13 protein-coding genes and 1 tRNA gene are annotated in these 13,612 nt (G+C 44.4%); 4 read left to right on the plus strand and 10 right to left on the minus strand.

The features are described from left to right. Nucleotide 1 precedes the first annotated feature (1 nt). The 4 genes from MCG46_RS16765 to MCG46_RS16780 form a co-directional block, all read right to left on the minus strand. On the minus strand, nt 2-775 hold the full coding sequence (locus tag MCG46_RS16765; RefSeq protein ID WP_240281001.1) for an ABC transporter ATP-binding protein: 774 nt from the start codon (nt 773-775) through the stop codon (nt 2-4). Next, nucleotides 772-1,734, minus strand: coding sequence for a branched-chain amino acid ABC transporter permease (locus MCG46_RS16770; protein WP_240281002.1), 963 nt, complete (start codon nt 1,732-1,734; stop codon nt 772-774). The genes MCG46_RS16765 and MCG46_RS16770 overlap by 4 nt, the downstream gene beginning before the upstream one ends. A gap of 4 nt (nt 1,735-1,738) precedes the next feature. Further along, on the minus strand, nt 1,739-2,617 hold the full coding sequence (locus MCG46_RS16775; protein ID WP_020225455.1) for a branched-chain amino acid ABC transporter permease: 879 nt from the start codon (nt 2,615-2,617) through the stop codon (nt 1,739-1,741). A gap of 78 nt (nt 2,618-2,695) precedes the next feature. Further along, nucleotides 2,696-3,919 carry an ABC transporter substrate-binding protein gene (locus tag MCG46_RS16780; protein WP_240281003.1) on the minus strand — a complete coding sequence of 408 codons (1,224 nt, stop codon included), beginning with the start codon at nt 3,917-3,919 and terminating at the stop codon, nt 2,696-2,698. A 205-nt stretch (nt 3,920-4,124) separates the two neighbouring features. Between MCG46_RS16780 and MCG46_RS16785 the strand changes: the two genes are divergently transcribed. Then, nucleotides 4,125-4,859 (plus strand): hypothetical protein, encoded by a 735-nt coding sequence (locus tag MCG46_RS16785; RefSeq protein WP_240281004.1) that lies wholly within the window; start codon nt 4,125-4,127, stop codon nt 4,857-4,859. 261 nt (nt 4,860-5,120) lie between these two features. Continuing rightward, the gene (locus MCG46_RS16790) at nt 5,121-5,942 is read left to right on the plus strand and encodes an HAD-IIB family hydrolase (protein ID WP_240281005.1); all 822 of its coding nucleotides are present in this window, start codon (nt 5,121-5,123) and stop codon (nt 5,940-5,942) included. Between the two features lie 192 nt (nt 5,943-6,134). Here the strand turns inward: MCG46_RS16790 and MCG46_RS16795 are convergent, their stop codons facing one another. From MCG46_RS16795 to MCG46_RS16820, 6 genes are all read right to left on the minus strand, one after another. Beyond that, nucleotides 6,135-7,328, minus strand: a complete 1,194-nt coding sequence (locus tag MCG46_RS16795; RefSeq protein WP_240281006.1) for an N-acetylglucosamine-6-phosphate deacetylase — start codon at nt 7,326-7,328, stop codon at nt 6,135-6,137. A gap of 149 nt (nt 7,329-7,477) precedes the next feature. Further along, complete coding sequence (locus MCG46_RS16800; protein ID WP_240281007.1) at nt 7,478-8,281, minus strand: ChbG/HpnK family deacetylase; 804 nt, start codon at nt 8,279-8,281, stop codon at nt 7,478-7,480. Between the two features lie 140 nt (nt 8,282-8,421). Next, complete coding sequence (locus MCG46_RS16805) at nt 8,422-9,240, minus strand: PTS system mannose/fructose/sorbose family transporter subunit IID (protein ID WP_240281008.1); 819 nt, start codon at nt 9,238-9,240, stop codon at nt 8,422-8,424. Then, on the minus strand, nt 9,233-10,012 hold the full coding sequence (locus MCG46_RS16810; RefSeq protein WP_240281009.1) for a PTS mannose/fructose/sorbose/N-acetylgalactosamine transporter subunit IIC: 780 nt from the start codon (nt 10,010-10,012) through the stop codon (nt 9,233-9,235). Before MCG46_RS16810 ends, MCG46_RS16805 begins: the two co-directional genes overlap by 8 nt. A gap of 36 nt (nt 10,013-10,048) precedes the next feature. After that, nucleotides 10,049-10,546 (minus strand): PTS system mannose/fructose/N-acetylgalactosamine-transporter subunit IIB, encoded by a 498-nt coding sequence (locus MCG46_RS16815; protein ID WP_240281010.1) that lies wholly within the window; start codon nt 10,544-10,546, stop codon nt 10,049-10,051. A gap of 238 nt (nt 10,547-10,784) precedes the next feature. Beyond that, nucleotides 10,785-12,725: a helix-turn-helix domain-containing protein gene (locus MCG46_RS16820; RefSeq protein ID WP_240281011.1), complete on the minus strand. Its 1,941-nt coding sequence runs from the start codon at nt 12,723-12,725 to the stop codon at nt 10,785-10,787. Nucleotides 12,726-12,871: 146 nt separating this feature from the next. Between MCG46_RS16820 and MCG46_RS16825 the strand changes: the two genes are divergently transcribed. Beyond that, entirely contained in the window at nt 12,872-13,261 is a 390-nt protein-coding gene (locus tag MCG46_RS16825; protein WP_240281012.1) for a PTS sugar transporter subunit IIA, read from the plus strand. Nucleotides 13,262-13,447: 186 nt separating this feature from the next. Beyond that, nucleotides 13,448-13,531, plus strand: a tRNA-Leu gene (locus MCG46_RS16830). The last annotated feature ends 81 nt before the right edge of the window (nt 13,532-13,612 follow it).

Genomic DNA, 13,612 nt, shown 5'->3' on the forward strand with positions numbered 1-13,612 from the left:
CTTAATCCTCCCCCAGATACGCTTCGATGACACGGCGATTATTTTTGATTGCTTCCGGTGTTCCATGCGCAATGCACTTCCCATAATCCAGGACGTAAATCCGCTCGCAGATCTTCATAACTAGCGACATATCATGTTCAATCAAAACCACAGTTAAATTGAATTGTTCCTTAATCTGATGGATCAGCTCGGTCAGTTCGGTAGTTTCCTGCGGATTCATGCCGGCTGCCGGTTCATCGAGGAATAAAATCTTCGGTTTGGCGGCCAAAGCCCGGGCAATTTCCAGCTTGCGCTGCTGTCCATACGGCAGATTTTTAGCCAGCACCTGCTTTTTCTCAGCCAGGCCGACCACTTCCAACAGTTCCATGGCTTCATTCAGAATGCGCTGTTCTTCGCGGTAATACGAAGGCAGCCGCAGCACCGCCGCCAGTGCGGAATACCGGACCGATTTGTTCATCGCCAGTTTGACATTGTCCAGCACCGTCATATTCTTAAACAACCGAATATTCTGGAATGTCCGTGCCAGCCCCAAGCCAGTGATCACATACGGCTTCAATCCGCCGATGCTTTTCATCTGACCGTCTACGTTCAGTTCGATTTTGCCCTCGCTGGGCTCGTACACGCCGGTCAACAGATTAAACAGCGTCGTTTTGCCCGCACCGTTCGGCCCGATCAGCCCGATCAGTTCGCGTTCCTCAATTTCCAAATTGACGTTGGAGACCGCGGCCAGACCACCGAAGTTTTTTGTCAGACTGCTTACCTTTAATACGGTCATTCGCGCACCTCCTTTCGCCGGCTGAACCGGTTAAACAGAGCGGAAAAGGTGAATTCCTTCGTTCCCAACAAGCCGCTTGGACGGAAAATCATAATTCCGACCAGCATTAAGCCATACAGGATCATCCGAATATCGGAAAACTGCTGCAGGACTGTGTTCAGCACGCCGATCACCCCAGCAGCGATAAAGGAGCCGGTAAAGCTGCCCATGCCGCCAAAGACGACCAGGACAAGGATATCAATGGATTTATTAAACGTAAACATCTCCGGCTTAATGACATAGAACGCACCGGCATACAACGCTCCGGCTACGCTGGCAATCATCGCCCCTAAGACAAACGCCATGATTTTATACTTAGTCGTATTGATGCCCATCGCTTCGGCGGCGATTTCATCTTCACGCACGGAGATGCAGGCTCGCCCCTGAGCTGACCGGCAAAAATTGATAATAATCACCGTACAGATGACGACTGCCGCAAAAATGATTCGCCAGTCGACCAGCTTCGGCAGAATCAAGCCGGCCGCGCCGTTGGTGATTTTCATATTCAGAATTACAATTCGGATAATCTCGCCAAAACCGAGCGTTGCGATGGCCAGATAATCCCCGCGCAGCCGCAGCGTTGGAATTGCCACGATGAGCGCGACCAGTCCGCTGATCACGATTCCGATCAGCATGCCGATGAAAATTCCGCCTAAACTCGCGGAGATTTGTTTCACGGCAACCCCGGCGCAGTAGGCCCCGATGATCATAAATCCAGCATGCCCCAGCGAAAACTGACCGGTCACCCCGATGATTAAATTCAGACTGATTGCCAGAATGATGTTGATGCCGATGGTCATCAGCACGGTCAGATAGACATTATTGACCACACCGGCACTGATTAACAAGGAGATCAAACCATAGCTGCCCGCAATCAGAAGCAGCCAGCAGGCATTCTTTTTATTCAACAGATTCTTCATGCGCCTACACCTTTTCCTTTACGTTTTTCCCCAGCAAGCCTGCCGGTTTAACCACCAGAATGATGATCAGAATGATGTAAACGACAGCGTCCTTATACAGCGAACTGCCATAGCCGCTGACCAGTGTTTCGACGATGCCGATGAAGAAGCCGCCGAACATTGCGCCGGGAATAATCCCGATGCCGCCGAAAACCGCAGCGATAAACGCCTTTACGCCTGGAAGCATGCCCATCAGCGGGTTGATGGAATTATAATACAGGCCGACTAAGACCCCGGCCGCACCAGCTAACGCGGAGCCGATCGCAAACGTATAGGAGATCGTCATATCGACATTGACGCCCATTAAGCGCGCCGCATCGGCATCGACCGAGACCGCCCGCATTGCCCGGCCGACCTTGGTCTTGCGGACAATATATTGAAGCAAAAGCATCAAGACAATCGTAATCACAAAGATCGCGATCTGTTGGGTTGTGATCATGACGCCGCCAAGCATGATTTTCTGATTCGCCAGCACCTGCGGAAAGGTTTTGACGCCGGTTCCCATGACTTTCTGGGTACTGGCTTCTAAGAAATAGCTGACGCCGATCGCCGTGATCAGCGCGGTGATCCGGGTGGCATTGCGCAGCGGCTTATACGCGATCCGCTCAATCACAACGCCGATCAAAGCACACAGGGCCATCGCTGTGATCAGCGCGGAAAAAAAGCCCATGCCTAACTGTGCAGTACAGATAAATCCAATATACGCCCCCAGCATATAAATATCCCCATGGGCAAAGTTGATCAGTTTGATGATGCCGTACACCATCGTGTATCCCAGCGCGATCAGGGCATAGATGCTCCCCAGCGACAATCCGTTGATCAGCTGCTGCAAAAACTGGGTCATAGTGTTTCCTCCTCTTCTCAATGGGAAAAAATAGGAGAACGGCTTCCCCTATTTTTCTTTTGTTTTGCTTTGCGTGCGTTAGTCCAGCTGCGGAGTGACCGCAACCGCATCCGTCTGGACACCATCAACCAGATTGACGACCAGCACCGGCTTGATCGGCGTATGCGTCGCATCAAAGGTAAATGAACCCGTAACACCGTTGAAGCTGATCTTGGCCAAAGCCGCCTGAACCGCTGCGCCCTCTGACGAACCGGCTTCTTCAATCGCCTGAATCAAAACGTTAGTTGCATCGTAAGCCAAAGCCGCAAACATATTCGGTTCTTCATTGTATTCTGCTTTGTAAGCATCGATGAAGGCCTGCAGCTCCGCCGAAGCGCCAACCGTTGTGTACGCCGTCGTGAAGTAAACATCATTCAGATTCTCAGCGCCGCCCAGCTCAACCAGGGTAACGGAATCAAAGCCGTCAGAACCAACAACCGCCTGATCAATCCCCATATCCCGCGCCTGCTTGATGATCAGGCCAGCTTCATTATAATAGCCAGGGATATACAGGACATCAAAATCCAAACCCTTGATCTTCGTTAAGACAGAGGAGAAATCCGTATCCTTGCTTACATAATTTTCTTTTGCAACAATCGTGCCGCCCAGCTTGGTAAACTGCTTTTCAAAGGCTTCCGTCAGACCCTTGGCATAATCGGTTGTGGAATCGCCATAGATCACCGCTTTGGTCTTGCCCAATGTATCGTAAGCATACTGCGCCATGGCCGCGCCCTGATATGAATCTTCAAAGCAGACACGATAGACATAATCGTATGGAGCGCTGTCAATCTTATCCGGATCTGTCAGCGTTACATTGTTCTGTGTCGCGGATGGTGATAAGACAGGAATTTTCGCATCGTTTAAAATCTGATACGAAGCAGCGCTTGCACCCGATGTGGCCGGGCCGACTACGCCGGCTACTCCATCCGAGGCCAGCTGAGCTGCCAAAGTGACGGCTTCAGTAGGATCGGACTTATTATCATATTTAACATAACCATATTTTTCACTGCCGGCAGCGGCATTCGCCTGTTTGATGGCCAGCAGCGAGCCATTCAACTCAGCTTTGCCATAATCTGCGACTTCGCCCGTCAGTTCATAATGCAGACCGATCTTCACAGCCCCCGCTGCATCTGATCCTGTGCTGCCCCCAGCATCCGGGGTTGTTGCTGAACCATTTCCTGAACCGGAATTCCCGCATCCAGCCATGGAAACTGCCATCATCAGAGCAGCAGCGCCCATGAATACTTTCTTCATTGTTTTCATCATTTCATCTCCCATTTCTTTCTAAAACCTGCAATACAAAAGGTAATAGTGGCTTTATTATAGCGCTGCCATTTCACGATTACAACACATTTTTTCATTTTTACAAGTTCTTTTCATGAAAATAGTTTCAGTTTTGTTAAATTTCTGAATCTTTTTTCCATCTCGGCATGCTTTTGATTATAATGATGATAAGAGGTGAATAAAGATGAAAAACGACATATCTCGGATATTAGATGAACTCCATCGCCGCAAACAATTTTTCACCCTTCAGGCTGAACTTGAAACAAGGCAGACCGATATCCTGGCTTTGGATTATGAAATTGATCATGCTTCCGGCCCATTTCAATCTAAGAAAAAGAAGTCGCTGATGCAAAAACGAGAGGTTCTGCAGGCGCAGCTGACCTCCCTGAAAGAGGAAATCTCACGTTCTGTCCTCCCGTCGTTGCGATCTCTAGCGGATCAGTGGGATCGCCTAATGCATAAAGATCCTACTCTCTCAGGTCAGAATATCGCTGAGATTCTGCATTTTGCCATCGCTACTGAACGCTATTATGAAGCTTTAGAAGGATTGGATCAAGCACTTAACGAATGCTTTGTGGAACTGATCCGCGTTCCCAATCAAGCCGCCATTACCAACAAGGCTGTAAATCTGACTCCGGTTCTTTCATTGCTCCCTGAATTTTTGCAGCACGATCAACAATACCGCCGCGCCGTCCATCAATTGAATCAGAAAGCCTTGCTTCCCGCTCCGCTTCGTTTGTACCGCGTGGATTTTACCGGAATTCCGGAAATCGACAAACGCAGTGAACTGCGCTTTATCGGCAAACAATGCCAGAAATTAAAAAACAATCTCAGTGATATCCTCCGGCAACTGGAAGATCAGGCAATTTGTTTGATTTCCGAAATAATTCAGGAATCCTGCGGTGACGAAAAAGCATAATCTTTTCACTTCATCCTGCTTTTAAAAAGTTTTTCCCCATCTTTTAATGAAAATGCCCAAAGTCCGTCAAAGGACTTGCTTCCTTAAGGAAATATAAGAATGAAAACCCTCTGTTCCGCCACTTTCATCGCGGTTGATTTTCGATAATCCATTTCATTCCCATGTTAAAATTTCAAAAAATTCCTCATTAAAATGCATTTCAACCGCTCCATAATTCCGCGAATCTGATACACTATATTATTAATAGGGGATGAGAATTTTATGAAACCAATTCAGCTTGTAATCTGTGATATCGACAATACGTTAGTTCCCAAGCATCACAATGTCACCCCGCGGGCCCAAACCTGCATCAATCAGCTTAAGAAAAAAGGCATTGGATTTGGCCTGGCCTCCGGCCGCTCCATTGATCAGCTCCACATCTTAGAAGAAATGTGGAATATACAATGCGAAATCCTCATCGGTCTGAACGGTTCAGAGATCTATGATGGAATAGCCGGAACTACAGAAAGTCTGTATTCCATGGAACCAGAATGGATCCGTCAGTGTCTGGAAATCATGGCGCCTTTTCCCTGCAATCCCACGCTGGGCAGAAACGGCGTCGCTTATGTCCGAAGTCTGGATCAGAACGTTTCTTCTTCATCAGCCTTTGTGAAAAACAAAGTTCTTCCGCATGTGGTCAAAGATGATTCTGAATTCTGGCAGCAGCCCGCCGCTAAGATCGGCTTTCGGGTTCGGGCAGAAGATATGGAAGCCATTGAAAAGCGGGTTGCGGAATATCCGATGTCGGGGTTTGTCGGATTTAAAACGGAGAACACCATGTTTGAGTTCTGCAATGCCAAAGCTTCCAAGGGAGCACTGCTTCTGAAATTCTGTCAGGATCATCACATCGATACTGAATCAGTCTGGGCTTTCGGCGATATGACCAACGATATCAGCATGCTTCAAGTGGCTGGCGTCGGTGTTTGTATGCTGAATGGTTCAGAAGACACCAAAGCTGCCGCGGATCTCATTACTGAAAAATCAGTGGAAGATGAGGGCTGGGCTGATTTCGTGGAAAAGCATATTTTAGCCAAACTCGATTAAATTAAAAATTTTGCCGTTGATGAAACGGCTTTTTTAATCCTTTTCGGTCAGCGGCCCGACATGGAATTATTCTTAGGCTTGCCTGTTTTCTTTCATTCCCACAAGAAAAAAGACGAGCAGGGTATGTGAGAACTTCTCCTTTCACTCGTCTTGTTTTCATCGTTCCGCTTTTTGATCGTCTTAGCTCATCAATCAGTCGATCTTATACTCCTGCAAAAAGCTCTCATTGAACGGACTCTTTTCTACGGCCCGGTCAAAGACCTTGCGTCCTTCAACATACGTGGCTACAACGTTATAATCCTCATCGATGACGACCAGATCCAGATCTTTGTCCACAGCCAGTTCACCTTTGTTTTTGAGGTTATATTTGCGGGCTGGATTTGCGCTGCTCATCCGCACGACTTCTTCCATCGGCATATGCAGTTTCTCCACCAAATTGCCAATGCCATACAAAACCGGCATGCTGGAACCGGTCAACCGTCCCGTCTGACTCAGCACAAACCCTTCCGGGGTGACTTCCAGCACTGCACGGTCACTGTTTTCATTCTTTTTGCCGCCCTTGTAATGGCCTACCGGTGCGCCTAAGAAAGCCCCATTATCCGAAACTAACATAATCCGGTCATGGTCTTTCATTTTCATGACCAGCTGAATCATCGGCAGACAGACATGCAGACCGTCACAGATCAATTCGCAGTCCACCTCATCCCGCAGGATGCACGCTCCCATTGTACCGATATCCCGATGATGCAGGCCTGTCATGACATTGCCCAGATGTGTCGCTACCGTAATGCCATGATCGATGCCGCGATTCGCTTCCGCATAGTTCGCATTGGTATGATAAGCGGCTACCGTAACACCTTGAGAAACAAAATAATCGATCGCTTCTAAGGCACCCGGCACTTCCGGTGCGATATCCACAAGCACCAATTTACCATGGGCTTCTTCGATCATCTTTTTCGCATGGTCAAGATCTACAGGCGGATAACCGGTATTAATCCCTTTTTCTCCGACTCGGGCACCCCAAGGACCTTCTGAATGAATACCCGCGATTCGTGCCCCATCCAACGTTTCCTCTGCTAGTTTAGCTAAAATCGGAAACTGAGTTACGATTGTCGTCGTTGGCAGAATCGCCGTTACGCCATGCGCTGCCTGAGCTTTCAGCAGCTGTTTCAGTTCTTCTTCATTCGCATCATCAAAGCGATAACCGGCAGCTCCATGATTATGCGTATCAATAATTCCCGGAATAATCCGCTGATTCCCATAATCAACATCGGCTTTCAATCCCGCTTCCTTGCCGGCAATGGCTTTAATTCTGCCGTTTTCCTCAATCAGATAAGCAGGTCGGATTCCATCTGGAAGACAAACACGTTCAGAGTAAATAATCATTCCAATTTCTCCTTCTCTAATCAGCTCTGTCGTCAAAATCCAAATCCTATTCAAATTTTGGCCCGATCCAAAATCAAAAATCGCCTGAGGTTTCCGACAGCCCTGCCTGCCCTCCTTCCGTTCTCCTTCGGCTATACGGAAACCGTCAGTTAAATCCTATAGTCTTTATCAGAAGTATCCTTCAGATCTCGATAAGATATCAGCTGAATATGATGTTTATCAATCCATTCTTTCATAAAATCCGAAGTCATCATTTCATGATCCTTGCAGCGAATTAAGCTGTATGTACTCCAACGGAAAATGTCAGCATCGATGAAACCTGCATGCCCTCCGATCATAGCATATTCATAGTCAAGCAATTCGTCTGCATGCGCTTTAACGTATTCCAAGGCACTCGTTTTCATTTGATTTTCCAGGGAAAAAGGCTTAATATTCCAGCTTCCTTTCATTCTCCCTACATTAAATTGGTTTAAAATCTTTTGCGAGTAAGGAATTCCGCTTTCCACAGATAAAGCTTCAATTGCCTTGATATAAGCTGGTGATACCCGACTGATTGAATGGCCATGCAGATATTCTGGATTTCTCCCGGTCAAATCGCGATATCGTTGAAGCTGCGCCCGAATTTCTACCAATACTTCTTCGTAAGGCCATAGCTCTGCCTGACCAAAATTCGGATCCGCATATTTAACAGTGGATCGAATAAAGATTCCATCTGCATCCACTAAATGGGGAATCTGTTTTGGATCCGCGACGCAGGGACCTGAGACAATGTTAAAATCAATGCCAAAACATGTTTCTGGATAGTCTTGAATACGAGAAGCAGCATACGCACTTTCCGGCATATTGACAAACAGACCCGTGCAGGTAACTATTCCTCGCTCCACCGCATCTAGGATTCCTAACGTAATTCCACGCGTAAAGCCATAGTCGTCAGACTGAACAAGCAATTTCACATTAAGTCCTCCTCTATCTTCAGTTATAAACGAGCAGGCTGTCATTGTCCAGACTTAAACAAGAAAAGATTTTCTTTTTAACGTCTGGAACTATTCTGCCTTTTTTCACAATGGCTTTTTCTCACCATTAAGATCAAAACTTAAAATATACCAAAGAAAGCTAAAACAACACAAACTCCCATGATCAGGAAAACAAGCTTTGTCGGCGTCATCCCTTTTTGCAAGGCCTTGAAAACACCCCACCACAAGATCAGGCTTAATAGGCCCGGCATCACTCCATCCAATATTGATTGGACAGAAAAGCTTGCACCATTAATAACTGGTTCCAGAACAATATTCACTTTTACGCTTGTGGCTATTAATGTGCCTATCATTACTGAACCTAAAACACCGCAGGCTTCCATAATCAACGGCACAATTCCTTTTTCGAAGGCAACGTTAACCAAACTGACGCCATTTTTATAGCCTTCAATTAGGAAGAAGTATTTAGCCAGCAGCAATCCCCCGCCGTATAAAATAAGAAACAGGAGTGGGGCTAGAATACTGCCGTCAGCTGCCAATCCAATACAAATACCGGCAATTATAACGCGGATGCAATTGAAGAAAAAGGAATCACCTACACCAGCTAATGGGCCCATCAATGAAGCTTTCAGGCCGGAAATGGCGCCTTCATCCAACGTTCCTTTTTCAGCTCGCTCTTTTTCCATCGCCGCGACAATCCCAGTAATCAATCCATGCATTACTTGATGAGTATTAAAGAATTCATTCGCATTTCTGGCAAACGCTTTCTTTTTCTCTTCAGGATCCTGATAAAAAGAATCAATAGCCGGCCAGACTGACATGCCGAAAGCTTTACCCTGCATAACAACTTGATTGAAGGCCATAAACGTATTCAAAGAGTAGTAATAACAGCGATTAAGCATTCTTTTTTCTTCTTTGGACAATACATATTTAGCCATAGAAATCATCTCCTCCGCCTGTTGATATTTTCTTTTCTATTTCCTGCATTTTATAATTTCGAGTAAAGCCTACGTAAGCCAGAATAAGCGCCAGAATAGCGATTGGCAAAGTGCTTAATCCCAGATATTTAGCGAGAATAAAACCGAGCAGCACATAGAACGGTGTAGACTGAGAAAAAATAGCCTGAGTAGTAAGACACAATCCAACGACCACCAACATTCCACCGGCAGCGCTGAGACCGTTAAGAAGCCAGGCAGGTACTACTTGGAACATAATCTCAACAGCTTCCGAGCCATAGAAGCAGCAAAGGAAAATAATAATTGCCGGCAGAGTAAACCGAACAAACAACATCTCCAAAATCATAACCCATCGAAATTTCTGAACCTCCCCAGCATTTGCCAATCGTGTAGAAATTGGCTGGATGGAGTTAGAAATCGCCTGCGTAATCGGATTCACTGAATTCATCAGGGCACCGATAGGAACAGCAATGGCAAGTCCCTGTTCAATACTAATTCCTGATAAAATGGTAAGACCAACACCTACTGCTGTACTGGTACGATAATCGGCAGCCACAACTCCGCCAATACCGGAAATTCCCATGTAAATTGCCTCCAGTTCAGCTCCCATAATTACACCTGTTTTAAGATCTCCGCAGACTAATCCAGTTACAGAACCTAAAATAATCGGCCGAGTTGCAGTTTGGAAACCAACAAAGCCATCGATGCACTGACAAATATAATAAGTCAGAGCAATGAGAAGAGCTTGAATCATAACCTATTCCTCCTTTAGTTAAACAGAGATGCCTTCTTACTTGTTTTCTGGTTTTGCTTTAACTAATAATTCTGAAAAATTCTCCTTGGGCACAGAGGGAAGCATCTGGCAGAAAATAGATTCTGATATAGAATTCAATTTCTTAAACAACTCAAAGTCTTCCGGATCTGCACTGCAATAGGCATGAATCACAGTTTTATCCCGTGACTTCTTCTTTCGATAGTTAGCCACATTCACTTCGTGAATAGGCAGAGCCTCAACCAAACGAATTGCATCTGCAGGATTATCCACAATCAATAAGATACGCATTTTGTCTGCCCGTGGGTCTTTTAACAAACGAATCGATTCATCAACGCCACGAACATGAACCTTTTTACCCGCAGGCGCTGTCATTAACAACATCTTTACTTTCAGCTGATCTTTGATAACCTCATCATTGGCAACCATCAATGTATCAGCATTCAATGCACGGGACCAAGCGGTTACTACCTGGCCGTGAATCAATCTTTCATCTAGTCTCAACTGTAAGATCATGCATGAGTTCCTCCTTTCTTAAGTCCCCTAAAATTCCATGACTCATACCCCGGCCGGACAGCAGAGATACGGAATGTTAGCGCTTTCTGATTTCATTATAAGTAGTCAACTGCCTACTTCCAGTTCGTGCTTTTTTATTCTCTATTTAAAAAATTCGCATGAAAATTAATCTCGTCCAAGAAAAGTTAATATTTGATATTTACAGCTCTCTTATCTATATGTAGTTTCCACCTCGCATTCATTTTAAAATCAAATTCATCTGTTCGTTGACAATCTGCTGACTCGGTTCATTGATCAGCCGTTTAAGGAAAGTATTTTCGCAGACTAATTCATGCAGCAGCACATTAAAAAAGCGCATATTTTCTGAATCCAGACGAGCTATTAAAAAGATATAAGAAAAACAGCGTACTCCTCCCCGAAGAACTTTTCGGCTGATATTGCCAACGATGAGCTGATTCCGCATAATTTGAGAATGATGGAGTATTGTCACAATTCTGCCATTATAATTCTCGGAAGCAACAAATTCATCTTTGACTGATAAAGCTAAAGGCGGCAGCTGCTGTCTAATCCTGTTAAACAACCGTTCAACACTGTCACGATTGTTGAGATCTAAAGGGAGTGATACAATCTCGTGAAGCACGTCCTCACATAAATCTCGGTTCTTTCGAATGAAGTCATTCAAATTGTTCAGATGATAAGGTAATACATCGTGCGGAAATACCTTACAGTTGAATTTCTGAGTCACTGTATCACTTATGATCAGATCATATTGTTGACTCTGCCAGTTAACAATTTCGTTGTAGCCCAGACAATTCAGATCGCTGTAATAGTCATGATCCACTTCTTTTTCGATCAATTTTTTGATGAATGTTGGTTCCATGCGGCTGGTTCTGGATATGATCGCAATTTTCTGCCGATGATATTTTAAAGACGTCAGTTGGATGCTGAACGATAAGATTTCAGCCAGCGATGACGCTTGACTGGAAGCTACCGGACATTGAAAAAAATCTTCAAGCAGATGAGTTACTTCTCGTGTTAGCCAGCTTAACAACGGGTACTCGGTCGTCAGCGAATCACGGCCACCTAAATTAGTAGCTTTATTCATGAGCATATTGAACTGATACTTTAATATGATTTGACTTAATGCATAGCTTAGATAGCGATCTACCAGCGGTTCCTGGATTAAATTCAAATTGAAATTATCAGCAAAATAATTACAAATTTGTTCAGTTAAATCCGCCAGTGATTCAGGAAAAAAATGCCGAACCAAATCGACGTTTTCATCAATATTTGGATTTGCAACGAGAAGTAAAATCGCTGCAGAACAGATCTCAGTTTGATCATACGGGCCTAAATTCAGTTCACGTGTTAGCTTTTCTAATAATGTTTCCGCAATTGAATACACAGGTAAATTCCAAACCTGCCTTAACAGCTTCTCATGGCAGTGCTCAAACTTGGTTAACGGAAATCCCGCCCGAATTCTTGCATTCTGGATAATGAGATAACTAGTCAGCCTACGCTTTTCAATATTGAGAATAGGATAAGAATTTTGATCCAAGACAGTTTCAATCATTCGAATAATTGTTTCATAAGTTTCGGTCTGATAACCCCACAGAATATTCGGATTGTCCGGACTAGGAATAATATTAATATCGAACAGAGAATACAAAGAAATGAAACAACGTCGAATATCAAATTCATTACCGCGGACTTTCAGGCCATAATAAGGTACATTCTCTACCCAAATATCGAAAGTTCTGACAAATTCCCGTGCTCCCCGGACAGCATTGCGAATACTGGATCGTGAATATCCAATTGTATCTGCTAAGGTTTCGACACTGATTGAATTTCTGGACCAAAGCAACAGTTTTCCGATACAAGCCTGAAGCAGGATATCCTTATTTGATTGAAAACTATGACGATGTCGATAATAAAAAGCTCGGCAATACCGAAATTTCATGTCGAATCGAGATTGATCAATTATTTCGAAAGTGATCTTGCGGGTATTGACAATCAGTGAAATCCCAAAGTCAGCGGCGATTTCCCTCAGATTATTTAGGTCCATAGTCATTTCATAGTTACTCAGATCAAAAAAAGCCTGAAAACTCGAAACATCCGTTTCTCCATTGACAATCAGATGACAGAGTTCAATATAATTTCTAAGAAAAAAACGATTCATTGCGAATTCCCCCGCTCCCTTGTCTTTTATCATATTTGACCCCGGCTTCATCTTTATGCGATTGTTTTTAGTATTCTCATACAATTTTTTTGCATAGAACTGATAATTGTTCTGAGATAGAATAATCCAGAAAAGAGGGAATGATCATGATTGGAATCATATTAGTCAGTCACGGCAAAATGGCAGAGGGAATCATAAATTCCGCAACTCTGTTTTTTGGAGACAAAATTGAGCAGATGGCAGCTGTCAGTCTGCAGTTAGAAGATACTCCGGATGATTTTTTAGAACGATTAAAAGCACAGATCGTCCAGAATGATACGGGTGAAGGGGTATTGATTTTAGCCGATCTTTTAGGGGGAACACCCTGCAACTTGGCAGCAACTCTGATGAACGAACATATACATATTATCAGCGGCATGAATTTAGGTTTGATACTGGAAGTTCTCGGATTAAGGGAATCCGGAAATCTTGATTGGAATGAATTAGCAGAAACTGCCAAAAATGGAATTATGCATCTGAATACACTGTTAGACTAAGAGTAAGTTACTTTTTGATATTTTTCAGTCCGCAACATTTGTCCGAGTATATAATCACATCTTTTATCCTGTGTTTCTCAATGTTTTTTCTGATAGACTACCAATTACAACATACCGAAATGATGACTAAAATCGCTTTGCGTATTCTTGTCAAAATCCAGAAGTCTTGTTATAATATTTGAGCATGCGCGTGTGGCGAAATTGGTAGACGCACCAGACTTAGGATCTGGCGGTTCATCCATGGGGGTTCGAGTCCCTTCACGCGCACCAAATTGGTAAGATAAAAGCTATAACGTGGAAAAAGGTTATAGCTTTTTTTATACAACAATACCTTTTAAATAAAATGGGAAA

Source organism: Holdemania massiliensis, from assembly GCF_022440805.1.
Taxonomy (GTDB): domain Bacteria; phylum Bacillota_I; class Bacilli_A; order Erysipelotrichales; family Erysipelotrichaceae; genus Holdemania; species Holdemania massiliensis_A.

Bases quoted from the DNA above. Each gene is read 5' to 3' on its own strand.
- MCG46_RS16810 (WP_240281009.1), bottom strand. From the start codon at position 10,012: ATGATTCAAGCTCTTCTCATTGCTCTGACTTATTATATTTGTCAGTGC.
- MCG46_RS16770 (WP_240281002.1), bottom strand. From the start codon at position 1,734: ATGAAGAATCTGTTGAATAAAAAGAATGCCTGCTGGCTGCTTCTGATT.
- MCG46_RS16775 (WP_020225455.1), bottom strand. From the start codon at position 2,617: ATGACCCAGTTTTTGCAGCAGCTGATCAACGGATTGTCGCTGGGGAGC.
- MCG46_RS16765 (WP_240281001.1), bottom strand. From the start codon at position 775: ATGACCGTATTAAAGGTAAGCAGTCTGACAAAAAACTTCGGTGGTCTG.
- MCG46_RS16815 (WP_240281010.1), bottom strand. From the start codon at position 10,546: ATGATCTTACAGTTGAGACTAGATGAAAGATTGATTCACGGCCAGGTA.
- MCG46_RS16820 (WP_240281011.1), bottom strand. From the start codon at position 12,725: ATGAATCGTTTTTTTCTTAGAAATTATATTGAACTCTGTCATCTGATT.
- MCG46_RS16790 (WP_240281005.1), top strand. From the start codon at position 5,121: ATGAAACCAATTCAGCTTGTAATCTGTGATATCGACAATACGTTAGTT.
- MCG46_RS16795 (WP_240281006.1), bottom strand. From the start codon at position 7,328: ATGATTATTTACTCTGAACGTGTTTGTCTTCCAGATGGAATCCGACCT.
- MCG46_RS16785 (WP_240281004.1), top strand. From the start codon at position 4,125: ATGAAAAACGACATATCTCGGATATTAGATGAACTCCATCGCCGCAAA.
- MCG46_RS16805 (WP_240281008.1), bottom strand. From the start codon at position 9,240: ATGGCTAAATATGTATTGTCCAAAGAAGAAAAAAGAATGCTTAATCGC.
- MCG46_RS16780 (WP_240281003.1), bottom strand. From the start codon at position 3,919: ATGAAAACAATGAAGAAAGTATTCATGGGCGCTGCTGCTCTGATGATG.
- MCG46_RS16825 (WP_240281012.1), top strand. From the start codon at position 12,872: ATGATTGGAATCATATTAGTCAGTCACGGCAAAATGGCAGAGGGAATC.